Origin of the sequence: Fredinandcohnia quinoae (assembly GCF_022427965.1) — a bacterium.
Taxonomy (GTDB): domain Bacteria; phylum Bacillota; class Bacilli; order Bacillales; family Bacillaceae_L; genus Ferdinandcohnia; species Ferdinandcohnia quinoae.
Genome location: NZ_JAKTTI010000011.1, coordinates 1 through 24,019 on the forward strand (window position 1 = coordinate 1; position 24,019 = coordinate 24,019).

General features: G+C 38.3%; 20 protein-coding genes. 1 reads left to right on the forward strand and 19 read right to left on the reverse strand.

The features are described from left to right. Positions 1–306: 306 nt before the first annotated feature. The 18 genes from MJG50_RS08900 to MJG50_RS08985 all read right to left on the reverse strand — a co-directional run bounded on the left by MJG50_RS08900 (position 307) and on the right by MJG50_RS08985 (position 20,360). Positions 307–1,158: a sugar phosphate isomerase/epimerase family protein gene (locus MJG50_RS08900; protein ID WP_240254916.1), complete on the reverse strand. Its 852-nt coding sequence runs from the start codon at positions 1,156–1,158 to the stop codon at positions 307–309. Between the two features lie 30 nt (positions 1,159–1,188). Next, positions 1,189–1,971, reverse strand: coding sequence for a 2-dehydro-3-deoxy-D-gluconate 5-dehydrogenase KduD (kduD, locus tag MJG50_RS08905; RefSeq protein ID WP_240254918.1), 783 nt, complete (start codon positions 1,969–1,971; stop codon positions 1,189–1,191). Positions 1,972–2,007: 36 nt separating this feature from the next. Beyond that, complete coding sequence (kduI, locus tag MJG50_RS08910) at positions 2,008–2,838, reverse strand: 5-dehydro-4-deoxy-D-glucuronate isomerase (RefSeq protein ID WP_240254920.1); 831 nt, start codon at positions 2,836–2,838, stop codon at positions 2,008–2,010. A gap of 38 nt (positions 2,839–2,876) precedes the next feature. Next, on the reverse strand, positions 2,877–3,893 hold the full coding sequence (locus MJG50_RS08915; RefSeq protein WP_240254922.1) for a sugar kinase: 1,017 nt from the start codon (positions 3,891–3,893) through the stop codon (positions 2,877–2,879). Further along, positions 3,890–4,540, reverse strand: coding sequence for a bifunctional 4-hydroxy-2-oxoglutarate aldolase/2-dehydro-3-deoxy-phosphogluconate aldolase (locus MJG50_RS08920; RefSeq protein ID WP_240254924.1), 651 nt, complete (start codon positions 4,538–4,540; stop codon positions 3,890–3,892). The genes MJG50_RS08915 and MJG50_RS08920 overlap by 4 nt, the downstream gene beginning before the upstream one ends. Positions 4,541–4,577: 37 nt before the next feature. After that, positions 4,578–6,071: a UxaA family hydrolase gene (locus tag MJG50_RS08925; protein WP_240254926.1), complete on the reverse strand. Its 1,494-nt coding sequence runs from the start codon at positions 6,069–6,071 to the stop codon at positions 4,578–4,580. After that, positions 6,068–7,549 (reverse strand): tagaturonate reductase, encoded by a 1,482-nt coding sequence (locus MJG50_RS08930; RefSeq protein WP_240254928.1) that lies wholly within the window; start codon positions 7,547–7,549, stop codon positions 6,068–6,070. Before MJG50_RS08930 ends, MJG50_RS08925 begins: the two co-directional genes overlap by 4 nt. 62 nt (positions 7,550–7,611) lie before the next feature. Next, on the reverse strand, positions 7,612–8,610 hold the full coding sequence (locus MJG50_RS08935) for a LacI family DNA-binding transcriptional regulator (protein WP_240254930.1): 999 nt from the start codon (positions 8,608–8,610) through the stop codon (positions 7,612–7,614). 98 nt (positions 8,611–8,708) lie between these two features. After that, positions 8,709–10,151: a glucuronate isomerase gene (gene uxaC / locus MJG50_RS08940; protein WP_240254931.1), complete on the reverse strand. Its 1,443-nt coding sequence runs from the start codon at positions 10,149–10,151 to the stop codon at positions 8,709–8,711. Between the two features lie 114 nt (positions 10,152–10,265). Beyond that, positions 10,266–10,955 (reverse strand): rhamnogalacturonan acetylesterase, encoded by a 690-nt coding sequence (locus tag MJG50_RS08945; protein WP_240254933.1) that lies wholly within the window; start codon positions 10,953–10,955, stop codon positions 10,266–10,268. Then, positions 10,945–11,931 carry a pectinesterase family protein gene (locus tag MJG50_RS08950; RefSeq protein ID WP_240254935.1) on the reverse strand — a complete coding sequence of 329 codons (987 nt, stop codon included), beginning with the start codon at positions 11,929–11,931 and terminating at the stop codon, positions 10,945–10,947. Before MJG50_RS08950 ends, MJG50_RS08945 begins: the two co-directional genes overlap by 11 nt. A gap of 39 nt (positions 11,932–11,970) precedes the next feature. Beyond that, positions 11,971–12,873, reverse strand: a complete 903-nt coding sequence (locus tag MJG50_RS08955) for a dienelactone hydrolase family protein (protein ID WP_240254937.1) — start codon at positions 12,871–12,873, stop codon at positions 11,971–11,973. A gap of 6 nt (positions 12,874–12,879) precedes the next feature. After that, positions 12,880–14,220 (reverse strand): glycoside hydrolase family 28 protein, encoded by a 1,341-nt coding sequence (locus MJG50_RS08960; RefSeq protein WP_240255116.1) that lies wholly within the window; start codon positions 14,218–14,220, stop codon positions 12,880–12,882. 85 nt (positions 14,221–14,305) lie between these two features. Continuing rightward, a complete protein-coding gene (locus MJG50_RS08965) occupies positions 14,306–15,436 on the reverse strand; it encodes a glycoside hydrolase family 88/105 protein (protein WP_240254939.1) in 1,131 nt (376 codons plus the stop codon). Between the two features lie 5 nt (positions 15,437–15,441). After that, entirely contained in the window at positions 15,442–17,013 is a 1,572-nt protein-coding gene (locus MJG50_RS08970) for a glycoside hydrolase family 43 protein (protein ID WP_240254941.1), read from the reverse strand. A gap of 111 nt (positions 17,014–17,124) precedes the next feature. After that, on the reverse strand, positions 17,125–18,651 hold the full coding sequence (locus tag MJG50_RS08975; protein WP_240254943.1) for an extracellular solute-binding protein: 1,527 nt from the start codon (positions 18,649–18,651) through the stop codon (positions 17,125–17,127). Positions 18,652–18,755: 104 nt separating this feature from the next. Beyond that, a complete protein-coding gene (locus MJG50_RS08980) occupies positions 18,756–19,385 on the reverse strand; it encodes a YesL family protein (protein ID WP_240255118.1) in 630 nt (209 codons plus the stop codon). Between the two features lie 30 nt (positions 19,386–19,415). Further along, a complete protein-coding gene (locus MJG50_RS08985) occupies positions 19,416–20,360 on the reverse strand; it encodes an ABC transporter permease (protein WP_240255120.1) in 945 nt (314 codons plus the stop codon). Positions 20,361–20,770: 410 nt separating this feature from the next. Between MJG50_RS08985 and MJG50_RS08990 the strand changes: the two genes are divergently transcribed. Continuing rightward, positions 20,771–21,640 (forward strand): carbohydrate ABC transporter permease, encoded by an 870-nt coding sequence (locus MJG50_RS08990; protein WP_240254945.1) that lies wholly within the window; start codon positions 20,771–20,773, stop codon positions 21,638–21,640. 67 nt (positions 21,641–21,707) lie between these two features. On the opposite strand, the gene MJG50_RS08995 is transcribed toward MJG50_RS08990, so the two are convergent. Continuing rightward, positions 21,708–23,927 (reverse strand): AraC family transcriptional regulator, encoded by a 2,220-nt coding sequence (locus MJG50_RS08995; protein WP_240254947.1) that lies wholly within the window; start codon positions 23,925–23,927, stop codon positions 21,708–21,710. Positions 23,928–24,019 lie beyond the last annotated feature (92 nt).

A 24,019-nucleotide genomic window follows, 5' to 3' on the forward strand; every position in this document is an offset into this window, starting at 1 on the left:
AATTTGAGAGTGGTTGTTTCTCTAAAACTGTCTACTATATAGGTACAATAGCAGAATAATGACCGTATTATAAAAATAACAGCCGTAAAATCAAGTATGAGGTTTACCCGCACCATATTTCAACATATTTCCAAACTTTCCGTACCTCTTCTATCTAAAACAGTACAATATGCCGATAAGTTTTCCTCAATTCAGTTATTTTTAATATCAAAACAATACGATTGTCGGTTCATAATGGTCGAAGACGGAGACGTTCGCTGCCCTTAGGCAGAAAGGAAAGATCTTTCCATTAAAAAACTCCTGTTCTCAACAGGAGCTTAATCTTCTTCCTTCATACTTTGCCCTTAAATACGCCGCTGCTTCATCGATATATGGTTCCTTTGTGCCTTCCATCAAGATGTGAATGTGTGGTTTCTTTGCCTTTATAAGCGGAAATAGCATTTCATAGTTTAGAAGACCTTTTCCTACCTCAACTTGTTTGAATGAGCCATTTTCAACAATAAAGTCCTTGGCGTGAATGATGACGATTCGGTCGCCTAAAACTTCCAATGCTTCTGCAAATATCTCTTCCTGTATTTCATAGTTTTTGATAGTAAGAAGGTTCATTGGATCGAAAATGACTTGAAGATTGTTTGAATCTACACAGTCTAATAGTCTTTTCATCGTTTGAACAGAATAAATTGGATGGTTCATTCCCGCTTCAATCCCTACAATGACTCCAAACTTTTCTGCTTCTGCAACAAGCTCCTTCACACTCTCAACAACATCGAGAAATGGTTTCTCCTTAAAATTTTCTTCTGTGTATCCTCCCTTTCCGAGGACATTCCCTGTTTCTGTTCCAACGATGCTGCAACCAAAATCCCTTGCAAATCGGATATGCTCTTTAAATCGTTCCAATGAATTTCTTCTTTTGGCAAGATCAGGATGAATCATGTTAATGTAACAACCTAGGACAGCGATTTGTATTGCTTGTTTTTGAAACTTATCACCTATATGATGGGCTAGGCCAGGTGAAAGACTGCCTAGTTCCGTATTGATTTGGGGTAAAGATTTGCTTAATGCAAGCTGAACAGATGTGAAGCCTTTACTGGCAATCCTCCTAACAAGTTCATCTAATGAACTACTTGCAATATCATGTCCTCTTATCCCAAGATTCATTTTATTCACCTTTCTTTCTCAAAGATGGTTTTATCTAGCTAACCATCCACCATCAATGGCCAAAATATGTCCGTTCATATAATCCGAAGCTTTACTAGATAGGAACACGACTGCCCCCATCAGGTCGGAGGGATCTGCCCAGCGACCAGCAGGAATTCTTGAAAGAATTTCTGCATTCCGTTTTTCATCTGCACGGATTGGCGCCGTATTATCTGTAGCGACATATCCTGGAGCAATCGCATTGATTTGAATATTATATTCAGCGAGCTCGTTAGCGAATGCTTTTGTCAAGCCTGCCACTGCATGCTTACTGGCTGTGTATGGCGGTACGAATTTTCCACCTTGGAAAGAAAGCATCGAAGCAATATTGATAATTTTCCCGCTTTTCTGCCCCACCATGACCTTGGCTGCTTCCTGACTTAAAAGGTATAAAGAGTTCAAGTTAATTTCGATAACATCATCCCAATCCTGTTCCTTATACTCGATAATCGGCGAGCGGCGGATTGTTCCAGCATTATTGACGAGGATATCAATTTTTCCATATGTTTTCACACATTGGGAAGCCACCTGCTTAACCGCTTCCCTATCGCTCAAATCAGCTTGAAAAAACGTAACCCTCTGTCCCGTTTCTTCAATTAAAGTTTTTGTTTCTTCCCAATCCCCGCTGCGTGAAACGGCAAATATATCAGCGCCGGCCTTCGCAAGTGCCACTGCATATCCTTGCCCGAGTCCTTTATTGGCGCCTGTCACAATAGCAACCTTCCCTACTAAGCTAAAATACTCAAGGGAAAATGAGTGTAATTGATTAATCAATCTATAAACCTCCCATTATCTCATTAATTCATGAAGCTATCTTAAATCCTCCATCTTAACATGGTCCATATCACCGTACGTAATGTTTTCTCCGCACATTCCCCATATAAATGTGTAATTACTCGTTGCAGTTCCAGTATGAATAGACCAGCTTGGTGAAATGACAGCCTGCTCATTTTTCAACACTAAGTGTCTTGTTTCTTCTGGTTTCCCCATAAAATGGAATACTCTTGTATCTGTCTCCATATCAAAATATAGATAAACCTCCATCCGGCGTTCATGTGTATGGCATGGCATCGTATTCCAAACACTTCCTGGTGCTAACATCGTTAATCCCATTTGTAACTGACAGCTTTCACAAATATTTGGATGAACGTATTGATAAATTTTTCGCTCATTTAATGTGCCTGGATCACCCATTTGTAGTGGGTCGATTTTATTTATATCAATTTTCACTGTTGGATACGTATGATGTGCAGGGGTAGAATTTATGTAAAACTTCGCTGGATTTGTAGCATCCTTTGAACGGAATAACACTTCCTTTGTTCCTTTTCCGACATATAAACCATCACGCAATTGCATATCATACTCATTCCCATCGATTACAACAGATCCTGCACCTCCAATATTAATAATGCCAAGCTCACGCCTCTCTAGGAAATAGTCCACTCCTAATTGCTTATCTAGCTTTATTGTTAATTCCTCAGTTGCAGGTGTTACTCCACCAAAAATCATTCGATCATTGTGTGTATAGGTTAAGTGAACCTGCCCTGCTTCAAATAGTGTTTCCACAAGAAATTCTCTTCTCAATTCATCTGTCGTGTATTTTTTCATATCATCGGGATGATGTGCATAACGTGTTTCCATTTTTTCATTCTCCTTTTTTAAAAAATATTTGTAGTTTCCTATCTTACAATTTTCCCAGATTCACTATTTGCAAATTGTATAACCTCATCCTTTGAAAAAGCATTGCAATCTCCATGAATCGTGTGCTTTAAGGCTGAAGCAGCTGTTGCAAATGATACGATCTGTTCCGGTGGAAGCTCATCAAGTATTCCAGACAGTATACCTGCAGCAAATGCATCTCCACCGCCTACTCGATCAATGATTGGTTCGATATGATGAATTTTAGATTGATACAATGTACCATCTGTAAATAGATTGCCTTGTAGTCGATTGCTTGATGCCGAAATAACGGTACGGAAGGTAGAGCTAATATACTTCATATCAGGATATAATTTGGAAATGATTGTATAATAGCGTAACAATCTTTCTTCCATTGGCAGTGAGTCATCCATATGATCCAACCCTAATAAGTGCACCGCATCCAATTCTCCAAAAAAACAAATATCAATGTATGGGAGTAATACTTGAATCACCTCAGAAGCTTCCTGCTGACTCCATAGCTTTGCACGGTAATTGAAATCTAAACTCGTCCTCACACCACGTTCTTTTGCTTTCTTTAGAGCTAATAGTGTTAATTCTCTTAATTCTGGTGAAAGAGCCAACGTTATTCCTGACACGTGAAATAACGTTGCACCACTTAAAATTTCATCTAAATTTATCTCATCTTTTTCTAGCTGTGAAAAGCTAGAATACTTCCGATCATATGTGACATGTGCACTTCTTTCCCCAGCCCCCGCTTCCAAATAATACGTCCCCAATCTTTCTCCACCTACAAAGATATAATCTGTGTACACGCCATGTGACCGTAGATGCTTTAAAGCAGCTGTACCAATTGGATTATTTGGAACCTTGCTTACTAAAAACGACTTATAGCCAAAATGTGACATCGATACCGCAACATTTGCTTCAGCTCCACCATAATGGGCAGTCAAATGATGAGCCTGCGATAGCCTTTCTCCTTGACTAGTTGAAAAACGAAGTAGCATTTCCCCAAATGTGACTATTTTCTTCGTCATATTCCCTCTCTCACTTCTCTTACTTTCTGGACGTATTGACTTGCATACTCTGTTATTTTTGCATAGTCTCCAGTCTTTGCTGGCGCAACTAAATGACCGCCTACCCCTACAGCAACAGAGCCATTTTTCATCCATTGATCGATATTTTCAAGACTGACCCCACCTGTTGGCATAATATTCACTTGTGGAAGAGGAGCCTTCACCGCTTTTACAAATTCAGGTCCAAATGCATTGCCAGGGAATAGCTTAATAATATCGACCCCATACTCGAGTGCTGTTTTCATTTCTGTGATTGTCATACAGCCAGGCATATAAGGGATTTGATATAAATTACAAAGCTTAGCTGTTTCTTTGTCAAAACAAGGGCTTACAATATATTGTGCTCCAGCCAAAACTGCAATTCTTGCAGTTGTTGCATCCAATACTGTGCCTGCTCCAATCACAACCTCTGATCTGTCAGAAAAATGAGCAGACAGCTCTTTAATCGTTGCTTCCGCTTCTTTAATCGTAAAGGTAATTTCGATTCCATATATCCCACCCTTCACACAAGCTTCGGAAATTAGAAGTGCCTCCTCCATCGTATTTGCTCTTACAACAGCCACTACTCCACACTCAGTTAATTTTGTTAATACCTTCAGCTTGTTCATTCGCTTTTCCTCCAAAAAGGGATATCTATCCTACTTCTTACAATGTTACGCCACTTTTAAAAATAGCAATCTCGCGGAAATCATTTTTCTCATTGTTTACAAACTCTCCGCTCGCAACTTTAATGATATATTTCACAAAATCATTCAGTACTTCATCTGCAAGAACGCCCTCATCTAGCAATACTCCTGCATTGTAATCAATCCAATGGGGTTTCAGCTCAAAAATTTGCGAGTTTGTCGAAATTTTCATGGTTGGCACAAAGGTACCAAATGGTGTTCCCCTACCTGTAGTAAACAGAACCATCTGGCAGCCAGCAGCCGCAAGCGCAGTTGAAGCAATGAGATCATTGCCAGGTGAGTTTAATAAGTTTAAGCCATTTGTTGTTAAGACTTCTCCATAATTCAGTACATCAACAACCCTTGAAGTTCCGGCCTTTTGTGTGCATCCTAGTGATTTATCCTCCAATGTTGTAATCCCGCCTGCCTTATTTCCGGGTGATGGATTTTCGTATACTGGTTGATCGTGTTTGAGAAAATACTCCTTAAAATCATTGATAAGATCGACTATCTTATGAAAAACATCCTCATCAGCAGCGCGTTCCATTAAAATCCGCTCAGCACCAAACATTTCAGGCACCTCGGTCAAGACAGTTGTTCCTCCTTGAGCAATTAAATAGTCTGAGAACATGCCAAGTAGAGGATTTGCAGTTATTCCAGAAAAGCCATCAGAACCACCACATTTTAAGCCGATTTTCAACTCTGACAATGGAACTTCAACACGATGATCATTTTTAGCAGCTTCATAGATTTCCATCACGAGTTTGAAACCTTCTTCGATTTCATCAGTAACTTCTTGAGAGACAAGAAATTTGATGCGATCATCATCTACCTCTCCGAGTGCTCTCTTAAATTCAGGTAACTCATTATTTTCACACCCAAGTCCAAGCACTAGCACACCACCAGCATTTGGATGTTTGACAGCATTCATTAATATTCTCTTCGTGTTCTCATGATCATCTCCAAGCTGGGAGCAGCCATAATTATGCTTCAACACGAGCAACTGCTCAAATGGGCTCTGACTGCCGACTTCCTTCTCAAAGCGTTTTAAGATTTTTTCAGCTATTCCGTTTACACATCCTACTGTTGGAACGATCCAAAGTTCATTACGAATTCCGACACTTCCGTTTCCTCGACGATAGCCCATAAATGTCCGGTTTTCATTTTTGAAGCGATTTTCGACCTGCTTAGGTACATATTGGTAGTCTTCTGAACCTGATAAATTTGTCATCGTATTATGCGTATGAACCCATTCCCCAATCGAAATTTCTTTCATGGCATGCCCAATTGGAAAGCCGTATTTTACAATGTGCTCATCAATGCTAATGTTATCAATCGCTATTTTATGCCCCTTTTTAATTACTTCCATTAATCGAATGGTGCTTCCATTAATCGTTAAAATCTCATCTTGCTGGAAATCTCGTAAAGCGAGAATGACATTGTCGGTCTCATTGATATGCAAGAAGTCCTTCATGCATGCTCCCTCCTTTCTATAAGCTGAATTTGTAGATCGGCAAGTGTCTCCTTCACCCCTGCACGAATAATGCTATGAAGATTTTCAACAACCGTCTCTTTTAATCCAACGACCATCGTCAAATCCATTCCCCAAAGTTGTTCTCTCGCAAGCACCATCTGAACAAGCTCTTGTAATTCCAACTCTCCTTTATCAAACTTTTGCCAAACAGTTTGAAAGAACTGTAGGATCTCACTCTCATCCTGTAATAAGATTTCATCTTCGTTCCGCTTCCCATTATAAAAATAAAGCAGGGTACTAAGAGCGAAGACTGTTCTTTTCGGTAAATCAACGTTCTGATTCACATAATCTAGTAGACTGGGTAGGTTTCGTGTTCTGAACTTTGAGATAGAGTTTAAAGATATATTTAGTAAATAGTGTTTTATAAATGGATTTTTGAATCGGTCTACCACTTCATTTGCAAATGCTAAAAGCTCCTCAGGTGACCCATCTAGGGTTGGAATGATCTCCTCTTTAATCAGTTCAGTAATAAAGGTACCAATTTCTTGATCATTCACAGCTTCTTCAACCGTATCAATCCCAGATAAATATGCAACAGGAGTTAATGCCGTATGGGTACCATTCAAAATTCGTACTTTTCTTTCCCGATAAGAGGTTAAATCATCGACAATGATTGTATTGAGAGTTGTTTCTCGAAAAGGTAATTGTTCATTCAACCATTCTGGCCCTTGAATAACCCATAAATGATAATGTTCTCCAACTACCATTAGGTCGTCCCGATATCCTAATACTTTCGTTTTTTCTTCAAATGAATCCGCTGGAAAGCCTGGTACGATACGATCTACCAAACTAGAACAAAACGTATTTGCATCCTCAAGCCAGTCGATGAATTCCTGCTCAAGCTTCCAATATGAAGCATATTGAAGGATTACCTCCTTCAGTATCTCTCCATTATTTTCGATTAGCTCACATGGAATAATGACGCAACCTTTGTTCATATCCCCTGAAAAGGCTTTGAAGCGATGGTATAGAAAGGCAGCTAGTTTCCCAGTAAAGCTTTTCTGTGGTATATCCTCCAATTGATCCCCATGGTTAAAAACAATTCCCGCTTCTGTCGTATTGGAAACGATAAACCTAAGCTCATCTTTTTCTGCAAGTTCAACGTATTGTTGATAATCCGTAGCTAGATTAATCCCTCTACTTATCGCATCAATGACTATGTGCTCACTAACTGCCTGACCATCCTTAATCCCTTGTAAGAAAAGAGAATAAAGCCCATTCTGCTTGTTTAATCGTGCAATTTTCTCCGAGCCTCGTGGCTGAACGACAACAACACTTCCATTGAAATCAGCTTGCTCATTTAACACTTGGATTTGCCAGTCAACAAATCCCCTTAAAAAATTCCCTTCCCCGAACTGAAGAATCTTTTCAGGACGTATAGTGAAATCTGTATAGGTGCTTTTACAAAGCCTCTGCATATTTTTATCCCCTCCTTAATGCACACGTGAACATTTTTGTAAACCCAAAAATACATGCGTTCCTATTCAAGCTTTTTAACAGATTCTCTAACCATTAATTCCGTATGGATGAATAACTTTTCACCCTCGTGATCCTCACTTGAAATCAATGAAAGTAGCTTTCTCGCTCCCTTTACACTAATTTGTTCAACTGGACGCTTAACGGTCGTAAGTCTTGGTGTTGTGTATTGAGCAAAACCAATATCATCAAAGCCAATCACTGATAGGTCATTTGGGACATTCAAATTTTTCGCAAATACTGCATTCATCGCACCGATTGCCATATTATCATTGGAACAAAAGACTGCCGTAGGGGGATTTTTCAAGGAAAGTAGTTTCTCCATTGCAAGATATCCGCTTTCCATATCATAATTTCCTTCCACACAATATTCGTTTTCTATCACAATCCCATGCTCAATTAGAGCGTTTCGATAGCCTTCCTTCCTTATCTGCGCTGATTTGAAACCTTTTTTCCCTTCAATAATGGCAATACGCGTATGGCCATTTTGAATCAGATATTCAACTGCGTGACGTGAGCCTTCTTGATCATTTGATAATATATTGACAGTATGCTCATCATCGACGTGACGGTTTAAGATTACAAGTGGAATTCCTTTTTCGTAAACATGATAAATAAAGGAATTGTCTTCGATGCTTTGACTCATTAATATGATCCCGTCAAACCTTTGTGAGTTGATTGAAGAATATTCCTCATAATCATCAATTCCGCGGACAAATAAATTATAGTTTTCATTAATTACACTATTCACACCCTTAATGGTATCTGCCAAAAAGCTCTCAGAGGTACCATTGCTTATGCTAGTGAAAAAGAGTCCGATAGTGTGTGATTTCTGCATAACAAGACTTTTTGCGTTGTAATTTGGTGTATAGTTAAGCTGAGTGGCAATTTCGAGAATTTTTCGCTTTGTCGGCTCTTTAATTAACGGACTATTATTAAGTGCACGTGATACAGTTGTATGTGATACATTGGCTAGTTTGGCAATATCTTTTATTGTGACCATGCTGTGAACCTTCCTTATTCCATAATGAAACCGTTGTCATATATATTTTTATTTTAACATACATTGCGTAATCCAAAGCCTTAGAAATCAGAATTTTTTCATAGGAGTGGTTCTGAAATTTCATGTACATGAACTAATTCCGGAAATTGAAAATACTCCTTAGCATTATAATAAGCAATTCTTTGAACAATTCCACCAAGCAGCACCAAATCGTTTGGTACCTCACCATTTTCCACCCATTCACCAATCATATTACAAACAATTCGGCGGAAGTATTCATGTCTTGTATAAGACAAAAAGCTTCTCGAATCGGTCAGCATCCCGATAAATCTACTCAATAAGCCTACATTAGATAATGCTTTCATTTGCTCAAGCATGCCATCTTTCGTGTCATTAAACCACCAAGCTGTTCCAAATTGAATCTTTCCTGGGGTCTGACCATCTTGAAAACTATTTATAATACTGGCAATGATCGTATTATCATTCGGGTTTAATGAGTAGAGGATTGTTTTTGGTAATTGATTCTCTTTGTCCAGTGCATCAAGTATATGGACAAGAGGCTTTGCAATTGGGTCGTCATTCACCGAATCATAACCTGTGTCAGGCCCTAACTTCTTGAACATTTTCGTATTATTATTACGATGTGCGTTAATATGGAATTGCATGGTCCATCCTAATTCTGAGTAGAGCTTCCCTAAGTATACTAATGTATATGTCTTAAATTTCTTTTCAGATGTTATGCTAATCTTCTTTCCTATTAATCTTTCAGCAAAAATTTTCGTAACCTCTTCTAATGTAGCTTCCTCATACACAATTGAATCTAATGCATGATCGGAAACGACACCTCCAGCTGAGTGAAAAAATTGCGCGCGCTCATCAAGTGCAGCTAGAAAATCCTCATATGTTACAATCTCAATATTCGCAGCTTCCGATAATTTTTCTACCCATTCTAGGAAACCATCTCGATTGATTTCCAACCCTTTATCCGGCCTAAATCCTGGAACGACCACTACTGGAAAGTCTTGTTCCTCTCTTAGTTGCAAATGATATTGGAGATTATCTACCGGATCGTCTGTTGTACAAACAACCTTCACTTTTGATTTTGTGATTAAATCCCTTACACCAAAACCTTCTCCATTTAAGAGTGAATTAGTCTTCTCCCATATTCCTGGTGCACTCTGCTCATTTAAAATTTCATCAATTTCAAAGAAACGCTGCAATTCCAAGTGAGTCCAATTGTATAATGGATTGCCAATAGTCATCGGAACCGTTTTTGCCCACGCAAGAAATTTTTCATAATCGTTAGCATCACCTGTAATCAATTCTTCTGATATCCCATTTGCTCGCATCACTCGCCATTTATAATGATCTCCATACAACCATGCTTCGGTAATATTTTTGAATTTCTTATTCTCATAGATTTCCTGTGGGCTTAAATGACAATGATAATCGATAATTGGCATTTCTTTTGCATAATCATGAAACAAAGTGACTGCCGTATCATTTTTCAATAAAAAGTTTTCACCCATAAACTTTTCCACACATACACCTTCCCATTCAATTAATTGTTAACGTTAACATTCACTTATTACTATTCTACCTATTTAGTTTTTAGAAATCAATTTCCAGCTTTCGCTGTATTCCGAACAGTCTAACTATTCGTTTTCTACTATAAACTCGGCAAAAGGCAATTGCAGCTCCTTTATCCCCTCAATGACTAGCTTTGCAATTTCTCTTGCTCCATAACGTCCAAAATGGGTATTGTCAGATGAGGTGTCTGGATTCTCTAACTCATACCAGGCAAATAGCTGCTTAGTTTGTTCAACACCAAGTCGTTCATATAGTTCCTTTGATTTTTCACATAGATCGAGTAAAGGTACATTCAATGTGAAGGCTAATTGACGCATCGCATCTGGGTAGTCCCCCAAACCATTCACAAATCTCCCCTCTTCATCGAATTTCCTTCTATTTACAGATGTAATAAAAATCGGTATTGCTTCCTTTTCACGTACACCCACGACATACTGTGTTAAATATTCTTGATACGTAGTATACGGGTCTGTGCCACGTGCTGGATCTTCGATTTTTTGATCATTATGGCCGAATTGAATAAAAAGAAAATCATCTTTTTGAATTTCACTTAGGATATTTTGCAGCCGTCCTTCGTCAATAAAGCTTTTCGAGCTACGTCCACCCTTTGCTTCATTAATGATCTTGACATTTTCCGAAAAAAAACTCGGAAGCTGTTGGCCCCACCCCTGTGTATTGCCTTTTTCTGATGGAACATCCTCCACAGTTGAATCACCAGCGATAAAAATACGGTATTGCTCCTTTTCATTTTCCATTCTTTTCTTCCCTCCAGCCACGCCAATTCTCATCAACATGGAAGACTTGATCAATTCGATACTTTTCTGCTTCGTTTGCAGTCAAAGTTTTCGCCCATTTTACACGGTTATCCATACTCCCACCAGGTCCATGGCTATTATATTCCACATAAGACGTCGTCTGTTCAGCATGTTCCTTATCCCAATTATGCCAGCCTTCCGCTTTAATATGCTCACCCATCCAGCAATTGATAAAAGCCGTTTTTGCATAGTCTCGCCATGGTCTTCCTAGGTAAACGGTTTCCGGTGCGGCATCACTTATTAAACGACAATCAATGAAAATATATCCGTATTCCTCATCAACTGGTGTGGAGGCCGCTGTAATATAACCATTTACTTCATTTTTTCGATCAATGCTATAAATCTCACATTTGCTGAAAACCGATGTCGCAGAGCCAAAAATAAAATCGATGTCTCCTTCAATATAACAATCGTAAAAATAACTTCTACCTACTCTTCTTTCACAGCTATCCTTTGGACCGCCAAACCTTACACCTTCAATTGGCTTCGGAGGCAATGGGCCCGTAAATAAAGTATCTTGACTTCCAACAAATGAGCAATGGTGAAATTCTAGTTGATCCCCATCTATATAAGCAGCGACAGCTTGCCCGACCTCTGACCCTGGACCAGCATTATTAACGAACGTTATGTGTTTCGCTACAAAATGATCAGTAGTGACTAAAAAACTATATGAGGAAAATGTCCCCATGCTCTCACCATTTGGCATGATTTTTTGGGCATAATCACCATATACCACTTTCACTTCATCTCGGTTTGTTCCCTCAAGGGCAATAAATGGTTTCTTGATGACAAGCTTTTCTTCATATATGCCTGCCTTTACTTGAATCGTAATCCATTTTTTATTATCTTCTGGAATACTGTCAATTGCCTCTTGAATGGATGTGAATTGACCACTCCCATCACTAGCCACTATCATAGAATGTCCTCCTATTCGAGTTACATTGATTCTATCAATCTACAAATTTGCCTGTAAAAAAGCACATAGCTCTCCTCGCATTGCAGCAGTCTCAATATGTCCACAATCATAGCGAATCATCTTCCAGTTCTCTCGCTTCCCTGCTTTTTCATACACCTCTGTTAATGCTTCATCAATCACAATTAATCCAGCAGATGGAGTGAGTCTGTCATGATTGCCAACAAGACTTAAATGTGGACGAGGAACGATCAAAGCTTGAATGTCAGATGTCTGAAAATACTTAAGCAAACTAGGAACATAGGAATACAAACCATGATGATCGAGTCCTCGATTGGCTACTAGTGTTGCTGCATCAACCTGTGCTGAAATATCAATACAAACTCGAATCCGTTCATCTAATGCCGCAAGCCACCACGCCATCAGCCCTCCCATGGACATACCTAATGTTGCGATTCTTGATGAATCAATATCTTCACGCGTTTGCAAATAATCAAGCACTCGAATCTGATCATGGATCATCATGCCCCACATCACTTGCCCTTTCCAAAGCATTTCTTTGAAAATTTCACTCTCACTTTTTCCTCTTCTTTCACCAAAGCCAATCATATCGATACAGAACACTCCGTAGCCCATGCCTGTTAATTGTTCCGCGAATGAAGTTTTTTGCAAATAATCACTCGAATGTAGCACTTCATCCTTTCCCTTCACATAATTTCCACCATGTGAATGTTGAAATAAGACAACTGGCATTGGCTTATTTATTTCCGTAGGCTTTGCAAAATAAGCTGGCAAAGAGTCATAGCCGTCTATATTAATCTGTAAAACTTCCAAAATATAGCCGTCTTTCTCTTCTTCACTCCACTTTTTCACAGAAATCTCGCCCCGAACTGGCCAATCCCCCAACAATGCTTTCAGCTTTTGACGATTTTTTTCCTTAAACACCTTTAGTCACTCCGACACAGAAACGTTTTTTTGCACGACCAGTGGATCTTCTGTGCGAGGAAACTTTGACTTACAATCAACAAACTCAACATCAATACTATTTTCAACATAAAAGGCAGGTCCCTCATGGTTGCTGACTTGGACGCGTTGAAAGCTAATCCCATTCACATTACTGCAAAAGAAGCCATGCTGCTTCATTGGTTCAAGTTCAGACATCATCGCAGGCATACCTGGTTTAGCATCATCAGCCATCGCGACTGAAATATTGTCAAAGGAAATATCTTCAACATACCTTTCCGCAAGTCCATATATAAATCCTGCTGCTGCACTGACCTCACGTGCAGTGATATTTGAAAAGTGAATTCGTCTAAACGCAGGTGTCTCATCTGTCACAGGGTATGGCTCTTTGTCCCAAACATATTTTTCCTTACCCCGAGGACCACAAAAATAATATAAATTTAGTATGAAAGGACAAATAACTCCCTTCATAACAATATTCGTGACACGGATATCTTCAACAACACCACCGCGGCCACGTCTTGATTTGAATCGTATCCCTCGATCGGTTCCTTCAAATACGCAATTGGATATCGTCACATTACGAATATCACCACTCATTTCACTTCCTAATACAACGCCGCCATGTCCATGAATCATTGTACAGTTGGTGATTGTAATATTCTCACATGGGATGCGATTGTGGGTATCCTCTGTGCCTGCTTTAATCGCTATACAGTCATCTCCCACATCAATATGGCAGTCGGAAATACGTACATTCCGGCATGACTCTGGATTAATGCCATCTGTATTAGGAGAATCGGCAGGATTAATAATCGTCACATTGTGAACCGTGACATCCTCACAGCATATTGGATTAACAGTCCAACTCGGGGAATTGATCATCTTCACGCCGGATATTAGCACACGCTTGCAATGATCAAAGCTGACTAGCTTTGGTCTAGCATATTTATTTTTCTTTTTTCGAAAAAGATCCCACCAAAAAGCGCCATTTCCTTCTAACAGTCCATGTCCAGTCACCGAGACATTTTCAAGATTTTCTCCGTAAATACAGGAAGCATATACTTGCTTCGCGACACCCTCCCATCGTGAATGTACAACTTGATATTCATTGATATCATTACTGAACCGAAGTGTGGATCCTGCTTCCAAGTAAAGATTCACATTGCTTTTTAAAATGACTGCACCTGTTAGAAAGCAGCCAGCTGGAACATACACTGTACCGCCACCAGCCTGGGCACATGCATTAATCGCATTAGCAATTGCTTTAGTATTCACTGTTTTCCCGTCACCGATTGCTCCAAATGCTTGAATATCATACAAGCTGATTGTCATGGTTGACATATTCGAGTCATCCTCCTTTTATGATTTAATAACTCTTTGACCATCGGGTAGCCTACTAGCCTACTTCCTGTTAAATGCTGGACAAAATTGTCCCTTCCATCTCAGCAGCTGCTAAAATGAAAGCCCCTACTCCTTTTTGATCATTTGTAATGATTGGCTCACTAATATAATATTCAAACGTGCCATCCCGCTGATCTGCTCCGCCTAGGCCCGCTACTTGACAAGTCTTATTTAGATTGACTAAGCCTTCCTGTGTAACAGTAATAAATTCTGTGATAACGCCCTCATACACTTTTTTCGCCTCGTCTTGCCATTTTTCACCGAGAATATTTAGGCGAACTCCTTTTGCAATTCCATACAGGATCATTGCTGATGCCGAAGCTTCTAAATAATTCCCCTTACGTCCACCTTGATCCAGTACCTGATACCACACACCCGAATCTTTATCCTGAACATTATTCAACGCGATAAGGACTTTTTCTAAGAGCGAGCATAATGCAGGATAATCGGGGTGAGTGTTTGGAATTATATCAAGCGTATCAACAAGACCCATCACAAACCAACCCATCGAACGGCCCCAGAAATTTTTCGAAAGGCCTGTTTTAGGATCACACCAAGGCTGCACTCTTTTTTCATCAAACGCATGATAGAGAAGACCAGTCTTTGGATCTTCCGTATTTTTTGCACATAATAAAAACTGTTTTGTTATATCGGAAAACTCCACAGCATCTCCAAACTCCCTCACATACTCCGCATAGAAAGGAGCTCCCATATACAGTCCATCCAGCCATATTTGATATGGATAAATTTTCTTATGCCAAAACACCATTTCAGAAGTACGTGGATGTAAGCTCAATTGCTCCCTCAATAAATCAATCGCTTTTTTATATCTTTCCTCTTTTGTTTCTTTGTAAATTGTCAGCAACACCTTCCCATTATTAATATGGTCGATATTAAAATGGTCAAGATCATACCCTCGAATATTCCCGTCCTCGTTGATAAAGAAATCCATATTTTTTTTCATATAATCAAAATATTTTCGGTCTCCTGTCAATTTCCATACTAATTCGAAACCCTTAAGAACAACCCCATAATCATAAGACCACTTTTGGTTATATGCCTTTTCGAAAAGAAACGGTGTTCGAACCATAACGGAATCTGCCATTTTTTGTGCCCATTGAAGTGTCTCTGTTTGGACCATTTTAATCACTCCTTTTCTTTATAGTAAAAGTAATCAAAGTCTGCATGTTTTTTTGTTCCTTGCATGTCTTGAACACATACTCCGACAAAATTTCCAGTAAACCCATTTCCTTCATCAGAATGGTGGGCAATGCTATACGTATCCTCTATCGTCAACCAGTCCCCATCGTCATTTGCATACGAAAAAGTTACTTCATCCAATTGAATAAGTGCCTTTAATCTGCACCCTGTTCCCTCAATAGGCAAACGCTTACCAATATATTCAAATTCACCACGCACACATTTCATCACATCGAGGCATTTGCCTTTCTCTTCATCAAAGGAAAGATAGAAATATAGATAGTTATCTGTATTGTAATAGAGTACAAGTCCAGCCATTTGTAAAAATGACTCTGGAGCAAATTCGAGCGACGTTTCTATCTCACAGCTAAAATCAGTTTGTCGTCTCGCGATTAAATGCTGTTTGAAAAGGGAATGAATTGATTCCCCACCTCTAATTCTTAAGAAGCCTTTTCGTTCTGTCAGTGAACACCATGAAGGATCTACTGCAAACCGGAGGCTATTCCAAACTTTATGTAAAGTATCTGAATTAAAATCATCCATTTCATTTTTATCATCTGGGAAAGAATGAAGGGGTAGATTTGGAGCCTTTACTTCCACTTCTGGTTCATTTCCTCCGCAAGAAAGACGAAGCCAGCCATCCTCTGTCCAATTCACCCGTTGAAGCGCCGTCTCTCTTCCTAAAATGGAATGTTTTCCATGAATAGGACGGCTGCATAGATGAGCGATATACCACTCATTCGTTTGTGTTTGTACAAGGCTTGCGTGCCCTGCTTTTTGCAAATAGAGCTGTTCATTGTGGGCTGAAGTTAACATTGGGTTTTGTGGATCCACTTCATATGGACCCGTAATTTCTTTTGCCCTCGCTACAGTGACAGCATGTGTTTTCCCTGTACCGCCTTCCGCTGTAAACAAATAATAATAGCCATTATGTTTATAGATATGTGGAGCTTCTGTCTTTCTTAATTCTGTTCCGTCAAACACCTTATGAATCGGTCCGATAAGTTTTCGCTCTTCTGGAGAATACTCCTGCATCATTATTCCTGCTGATTTATTTCTTCCGTCAATGCGATAATCCCAATACACATTTAATAGCCACTTTTTCCCGTTTTCATCATGGTATAAAGAAGGATCAAAGTTACCGCTATTTAAAAACGTTGGTTCTGACCACGGGCCCATAATATTAGTGGCTGTAATTAAATAATTATGTGCATCCTTGAACGGATACTTGCTTCGTTTTACATCGGTATAAACTAAATAAAAGATTCCATCATGATAGCTAATTGCAGGGGCCCAAACACTACATGAATCAGGATTCCCTTCAAAATTTGAATGATTGGTTAAAATACTGGTAAGATGTCGCCAATGAACCAAATCCTTTGAATGATATACTGGTACACCTGGATACCATTCAAATGTCGATGTTGCAATGTAATAATCATCATCCACACGGATTATACTTGGATCGGGATTAAATCCGGGTAAAATCGGATTTTTTATAATTGTCTGAGTTCCCATGAACAATCCTCCTTTAATGACGTGCAATCGTGCTAACTTTCATACTCTTAGTAGCAAATGGAGAGAAATTAGTAGAATTATAATCCCGCTAATTTCCCTCAATTAAACACATTATTTCTGTGACTTTTTATATGCCTCGGCATATTCCTTCGCCATTTGATCTCCGCCAGCTTCTCTCCACTTCTTCACTTCAGCTTCGAAGTCTTTTTCATCAATATCGCCCATAATATATTTGATTGTCGCATCTGTAAGGATTTTTTGTAACTCTGTACCTCTTTCATTAGCTGTTGCTGAATCTAACGGAACAGTCGGATCAAGGACAGCAAAATCTGAGTTTTCACTAATTTGCTCGTTTGCTAATTGCTTCTTAGGATCAGCATCTACTAAGCTATGGGTGACTTCACTTGGCCTTTGACTAGAGAATGGTTGAACATCATTTTTCCAAGTATCAGTATCTAGGATTTTAATAGCACCACTTGCTTCAAGCTCATAATGAACTCCTTCAATTCCACCCGTCATTAGCATATAAACTTCTTTATCAATTAGGTCATTAACAAATTGGAGAACACGTTTTAATTCTGCCTCCGTTTTCACCTCTGATTTAGGGAATGCTAATAATCCACCAACACCACTGTTTTCGGACCAAACGTGGTAATCACCATCAGGACTCTTTATTTTATTCACAGGCACTAAGTCCATATCATCCTGAAGTCCTTTTGCTAAATCCTTTAAATTTTTAATATCTACTATACCTGTATATATGCCTGTTTTCCCTTGAGCAAATTGATTTTGCTGATCTGTCTTCGCTGTAACAGCAAAATCCTGTGCTAGATAACCGTTTTTATACATATCTCTTGAAAAATCCATTGCATCTTTATATTCCTGTGTTTCTACTTCTGAAATAAAAGAACCGTCATCCTCTACCTTCCATCCATTTGGTGCACCAAAGTAAGAGCTAAGCAACTTGAAGCTACTGTATCTCAAATCACTTCGATCTCCGAATCCAACTGTATCATCCTTGCCATTCCCATCAGGATCGTCCTCTGTGAAGGCTCTAGCAACCTCATATAAGTCATCCAATGTTTCTGGAACCGGCAAACCTAATTTATCCAACCAATCCTGACGAATGACTAGTCCAGATCTTGCTAGGTTTTTTTGATATGGTACTCCGTATAGTTTTCCTTCAATGGATGCAGCTGTACGTACATCCTCAGAGATTAATTTTAGGTTTTCATAATCATCCAAATACTCTCCTACCTCCCAGAACATCCCCGATTTTAAGGAAGTTCGTACAGAAGAATTTGTCAACATCGTCAATGATACGATATCCGCTAATTCCCCTGATGCAAGGGCAGATGTAACTCTCTCCTCTTTCGATGCATCTGGAACCCAGTTAAAGGTGATTGTTGCATTCGTTTTCTCTTCAATTTTATCCAATACAACATCTGTTGGAGCGGTTGGAGTATGTAACATTGCCATCCAACTCACTTCAAGATGAGAATTAGGATCATAAGCGGCAGTCTTCTCTTTATCTTTTTCTTCACCGTCCACTTTCTCTTTATCATTCGAGCATGCAGCAAGCAGGAATTGAGATGCAAGTAGGACACTAGCTATTACTGGTACAAACCTTTTCTTCATTCGACATTTCCTCCCCTTTGTTATATTCGATCCATTCATACTATCATTCTAACAGTCTACTTTTTGCATCACCTCCTAATTGTTAATTTTTAAATTGGTTTGCTTCATGTTGTTCTAGCATTCTCTTCTTCTATAAGACCCGCCTGTATTTCCATTCTCATAAAAACCTGATTGGCAAACCACATGATGACATATCCACCACCGCTAATTCCAAAGAATAATAGCAACCCTGGGACGATTATTTGTATCACACACATAACACCCAAAATCACGATTAGCATTAACGAATATTGGAAATACGAAATTCCAAATAAAAAGGAACATTTAATCTTCAACACTACACTTTTCCAATCATAATGAGCGATGACCGGAAAAATATAAAGGGATGAGATAAGATAACAAATGCTAACCATCAATAAGATAATCCGTAGCCAAAGTGATTGGACATAAAGCAAGTCAGTATAAAGGATGAGACCTATAACGGCATATAATAAACCAATACTAGCTGTTTCCTTAAAATTTTCCCGATATGCTTTCCAATAGGTTGGAAAAATCGCTACATCTGCATTTCCCCTAATCCATTTTCTAATAACGGTAAACATCGCAAATGTTGCAGGACCAATCCCAAACAGAACAAGTCCCAATAAAGTAAATGAGAACCATAGTAGATTTAAATAAGCAAGCTGCAAAATTCGTATACAAATGAAATTCCACCGTTCAGCCATTTTCTCCATCTTAATCACCCCATTACTAGATCACATGATTTAATACAGACCTTCCTCCCCAAACTTCTTCGCAATGCGATTAGAAATCATTACAAGGATAAGTCCTACGATTCCTTTAAATACACCAACTGCAGTACTATAGCTAAGCTGGCCATTTTTAAGTCCTGCCGTGTACACATACGTATCAAAAATTTCTGCAACCTCACGATTAAGTGAGTTTAATAGTAGATACACATGTTCAAAGCCTAATTCAAGTGTATCGCCTACTTTTAAAATTAATAAAATGATGATAACCGGACGGATTGCAGGGAGGGTAACATGCCAAATCTGTCTGAAGCGATTTGCCCCATCCATTTTTGCCGCTTCATATAATTGAAGATCTACAGCTGTAACCGCTGCCAAATAAATGATCGTTGACCAACCCATTTCCTTCCATATTACTTGCAAAATATAGAGCGTACGTGTCCAATCTGGATCCGTTAAAAAGGCAATTTTTTCGCCACCGAAGCTTGCAAGCATTTCATTCAATACACCGCCATCAAGTGTCAGGAATACATATGAAATTGACACGATGATTACCCATGACATGAAATGCGGAATATAGATAATTGTCTGGACTGCCCCTTTAAATAACTTTACGCGTACCTCATTCAACATCAATGCCAAAATAATTGGGATCGGGAAAAAAACAAACAAATTTAGCGCGAATAAGATTAGTGTGTTTTTTAATAGCATGAAAAAGGTTGGTTCTGTAAATAACCGTATAAAATGCTTTAACCCGACCCATTCACTATCCCTAATTCCTAAGAATGGTTGGTAATCTTGAAAGGCAATGATGATTCCACCCATCGGAATATATTTGAAAATAATAAAATACAGGAAGCCTGGCATGATCATTAAGTATAAATATCGATTTTTTACAATGCTTGCGAGTTTCCTTTTCCTTAGGGATGCTTTACTTGGAATGTACACTGCTGGTTTCATTTGATTTTGAATGACATTAACATTTTCTTTCACTTCTTTATGCCTCCTCTATACTTGCGCCCAGGTTTGTTGATTTAGCTTGTGTGACTCGCTGTATTGTAAAAGTAATACGATACTAACCATTACGTCTACAATCATCCCGTCAGAATCCCTGGTTCCAACAGATTAGAAAGCGCTTACTAATCAATAACTAATCAGATGATTATTTATTTTCAAATGATTATCATTGTCGGATATTCGGACATCTACATTACGAAAAAAGCCATTTTCCCTTCCTTCTTCATTAAGTGTTTCAATCAAGAGCAATTCATAACATTTGTGATGTAATGATTATAGACCCACCATTTCACAACTTGTTATATTGAATTCATACAGAGAAAACACTTATTTATATAGGAGGGACTACTACAATGAAAAAAAAATCAGTAGGCAGCATTCTTTTTGATACAATCAACTATGCTCTTTTACTTTTGATTGCACTTATTTGCTTGCTGCCATTTATTAATGTGATCGCCAGCTCCTTTGCAACGACACAAGAGGTTATTGAGAAAAGATTTATTCTATTTCCAACTACATTTTCCTTAGATGCCTACAAATTTATTTTATCAACTCCTACCATTTTTAAAGGGTTAGCTGTTTCAATCGGTGTAACAGGGGTTGGGACACTTGTCAGTATGATATTAACCGCTTTTATGGCGTATGGTTTATCAAGGAAGTATTTAGTTGGACGAAGTGCGATCAGCTTTATTATCGTGTTTACAATGCTTTTCAGCGGTGGAATGATTCCAACGTTCATTGTTGTAAAAAGCTTAGGTTTAATTAATTCTTATTGGTCGTTAATTCTTCCAGTAGCAATTAACGCCTTCAATTTAATTATCATGAGAAACTTCTTCCAAGCCATACCTGATAGCTTAGAAGAATCAGCGAAGATTGATGGCTGTAATGATCTCAAGATTTTCTTTAAAATCATTCTTCCATTATCACTTCCATCGATTGCAACAATATCATTGTTTTATGCTGTCTCGTATTGGAATACATACGTTACAGCCATTCTATACCTCAATGATTCGGCAAAATGGCCGTTACAAGTGTTACTGCGTCAAATCGTTATTGTTTCTAGTGGCGTTCAGGGTGACAACACATCGGTTGAAGTTATTCCACCTGCACAAACAATTAAAATGGCTGTAATCGTAATCGCAACTGTTCCAATGCTCATCGTCTATCCTTTCATTCAAAAATACTTTGTTAAAGGTGCTAACCTAGGATCTGTAAAAGGATAAGTTGATTAATGCACAAAAAAGGTAAGGAAACCCTCTAGCTTGTAGGTTTCCTTACCCTATTTCATACTTAAAAGTTTACCAAATCATGTCTATGCTGTTCACGATACTTACCAGGTGTTGTTCCTTCGATTTTACGGAAGGAGCGAATAAAATTTTGCGAATTATTATATTGCAAACGCTCTGCTATTTCCCTTACTGATGTATTTGTCTCGATTAACCATTTTTTCGCCATATTATAGCGGTACAGTGTCAAATATTCACTAAATGACTGGTTAAATTCCTTTTTAAAAATACTGCTTAAATAACTAGGGTTATAATGAAGCCGGTTGGCGATTTTCTCAAGTGAAATATCCGTATCGAATTCCTTTTGAATAATATGGACAATTTCTTCTGAGATTGTTTTGTATTGTGAATTTGTTCGTTCATTAATTGTCTGGATGATTGGATAAATGATTTTATTTTTGACAAACATCTCGATACCTTCCGCAGTCCTCATCTTGGATACTGCATCATACAGCGATTTGTGATTGCCGAGCTTCATTGTTTCCATTCCTAAAATTTGCATAAATCCCATTAAATCATTAATAAATCTCATTATATTGATTTCAAGTTCATGTGGATTTTGACTTTTAAAGAGCTCAATGAGAATGATGTGTAATACTTCAATGGCTTCTTTACTTTCCCCCTTTTTGATATGATCAAATAATTCATTCTCTAATTTCTTTGGAAATGATGTGCGAATTTGATTATTGAAAATTGCAGCAATACTATCATAAAAAATAATGGACCCTTTCCCAACCTTCAAGCGGTACTTCAAGGCATCTATTCCTTGCTCCAGAGCATATACACTTTCCGTTAATTGCTTGAATGGTCTACTTATGCCGACGCTAATGGATAAATTAAATTTTTCCATCACCTGTTTTTGAATTTTTTCAGTGTACTGATTGATAAATTTCAAATGGTGATCCCAGTCTTCTTCCTCACAAATGAAGATTGTGCAAAGTAGATTAGAATCAAGTACGGTTGGAGTGAATTGATTGTCTTTTGGTATAACTTCATCAACAATCCGGTTGATTCCGAACATGAGTACATCTTCATCTTTTCTTGTAAATTTTGAATGATCTAGATCATCAATTTGGATTGCCCACACATATAAGCTGCCCCATGTTGCCGGATAACAAAAACTTTGAATCTTTTCCTCTACCTCATTGTCAGTAATACGCCCGTGAAAGAGGTTCAGCATAAATAAAGTCTTCAAATTTTCTGCCTGATTTGTAACAATCGCATTTAACACTTCATTTCTATCAATAACCTCACGAACAGATTGACCGATTAACTCGAATTCATCCTTATAATTACTCTTATTTTTCGGGATATATTGAAGTAAGTCGCGAATCGGTTTAGAAAAATAATCCGAATAAAGATAAGCAGTTATAAATGTTAACGTTAACATAAATAGGCTCATAAAAACAATCCCCAGAACTGTCGGTTTCATCGCACCCGCTAAATCAGTTTTATTAATTTCCGTGAAATAAATCCAGCCATTGTATGAGGACTTTGAATAGGCAACCTTATAGGTCCCATTCTTCCCTTCAACCTGTTCGACGCCAGTTCGCAAGTTTCCAATATTAATTAAATTAGTTACAACTTCATTACGAGCACCACTATCTGAAGCTTCTTTGCTCTGATAAATAAGGTTACCATCCTTATTATATATAGAGATTGGACTTGACTGTGCTTGCTGATAAATGAGATTAGACAGCGATTCAATTGGAAAGTTAACGATCAGTACGCCATATTTATTCGTTTTAAAAAGTGGCAATTGCTTTACTAGCTTGACCGTCTTATCTTTTGAATCCTTTTTTAACCATGTCGAAGCATTTGGCAATGAAAGATAATCAGACTTAATCTCTTCCCTCAGTGACCTAGTCAACTGCTTCAACCCATTTTTATCAATAACCCAGTTTCCCTCAAGACTTACAAGTTCTGCTGTAGTCTGATTAGGGCCAAACGATGAAATATAGTTTAATTGTTTATTAATGGATTGATAAACGTCAAATTGCTTGGCTGTTAGCTCATGTTGGATAATTCTCTCAAAGGATGAGCCTCTCGTATAAGAGTTTAAAGTATAGTCCAAGTTCTGCAGTTTTTGTTCGATTGTACTCATCATCTGGTAGATATTCCCCTGTTTTTCAACCGTGATTTTTTCTTCCAAGGAGTTCTTTGTAATAAAAAAAGCAATACAATTAAATAGGATTATGGCAACTGTTCCAACTAAAACAAACAATGAAAATTGGCGATAAAAGTACTTCGGCCTCTTATTTATAATTTTTACACCCCTCCCATTTTAAGCGCTTTCAATTGAGTTTATTATATGAC

Bases quoted from the DNA above. Each gene is read 5' to 3' on its own strand.
- MJG50_RS08990 (WP_240254945.1), top strand. From the start codon at position 20,771: ATGAAAAAAAAATCAGTAGGCAGCATTCTTTTTGATACAATCAACTAT.
- MJG50_RS08915 (WP_240254922.1), bottom strand. From the start codon at position 3,893: ATGACGAAGAAAATAGTCACATTTGGGGAAATGCTACTTCGTTTTTCA.
- MJG50_RS08975 (WP_240254943.1), bottom strand. From the start codon at position 18,651: ATGAAGAAAAGGTTTGTACCAGTAATAGCTAGTGTCCTACTTGCATCT.
- MJG50_RS08985 (WP_240255120.1), bottom strand. From the start codon at position 20,360: ATGAAACCAGCAGTGTACATTCCAAGTAAAGCATCCCTAAGGAAAAGG.
- MJG50_RS08950 (WP_240254935.1), bottom strand. From the start codon at position 11,931: ATGATAGTGGCTAGTGATGGGAGTGGTCAATTCACATCCATTCAAGAG.
- MJG50_RS08920 (WP_240254924.1), bottom strand. From the start codon at position 4,540: ATGAACAAGCTGAAGGTATTAACAAAATTAACTGAGTGTGGAGTAGTG.
- MJG50_RS08980 (WP_240255118.1), bottom strand. From the start codon at position 19,385: ATGGAGAAAATGGCTGAACGGTGGAATTTCATTTGTATACGAATTTTG.
- MJG50_RS08935 (WP_240254930.1), bottom strand. From the start codon at position 8,610: ATGGTCACAATAAAAGATATTGCCAAACTAGCCAATGTATCACATACA.
- MJG50_RS08900 (WP_240254916.1), bottom strand. From the start codon at position 1,158: ATGAATCTTGGGATAAGAGGACATGATATTGCAAGTAGTTCATTAGAT.
- MJG50_RS08925 (WP_240254926.1), bottom strand. From the start codon at position 6,071: ATGAAGGACTTCTTGCATATCAATGAGACCGACAATGTCATTCTCGCT.
- kduI (WP_240254920.1), bottom strand. From the start codon at position 2,838: ATGGAAACACGTTATGCACATCATCCCGATGATATGAAAAAATACACG.
- MJG50_RS08970 (WP_240254941.1), bottom strand. From the start codon at position 17,013: ATGGGAACTCAGACAATTATAAAAAATCCGATTTTACCCGGATTTAAT.
- MJG50_RS08965 (WP_240254939.1), bottom strand. From the start codon at position 15,436: ATGGTCCAAACAGAGACACTTCAATGGGCACAAAAAATGGCAGATTCC.
- MJG50_RS08930 (WP_240254928.1), bottom strand. From the start codon at position 7,549: ATGCAGAGGCTTTGTAAAAGCACCTATACAGATTTCACTATACGTCCT.
- MJG50_RS08945 (WP_240254933.1), bottom strand. From the start codon at position 10,955: ATGGAAAATGAAAAGGAGCAATACCGTATTTTTATCGCTGGTGATTCA.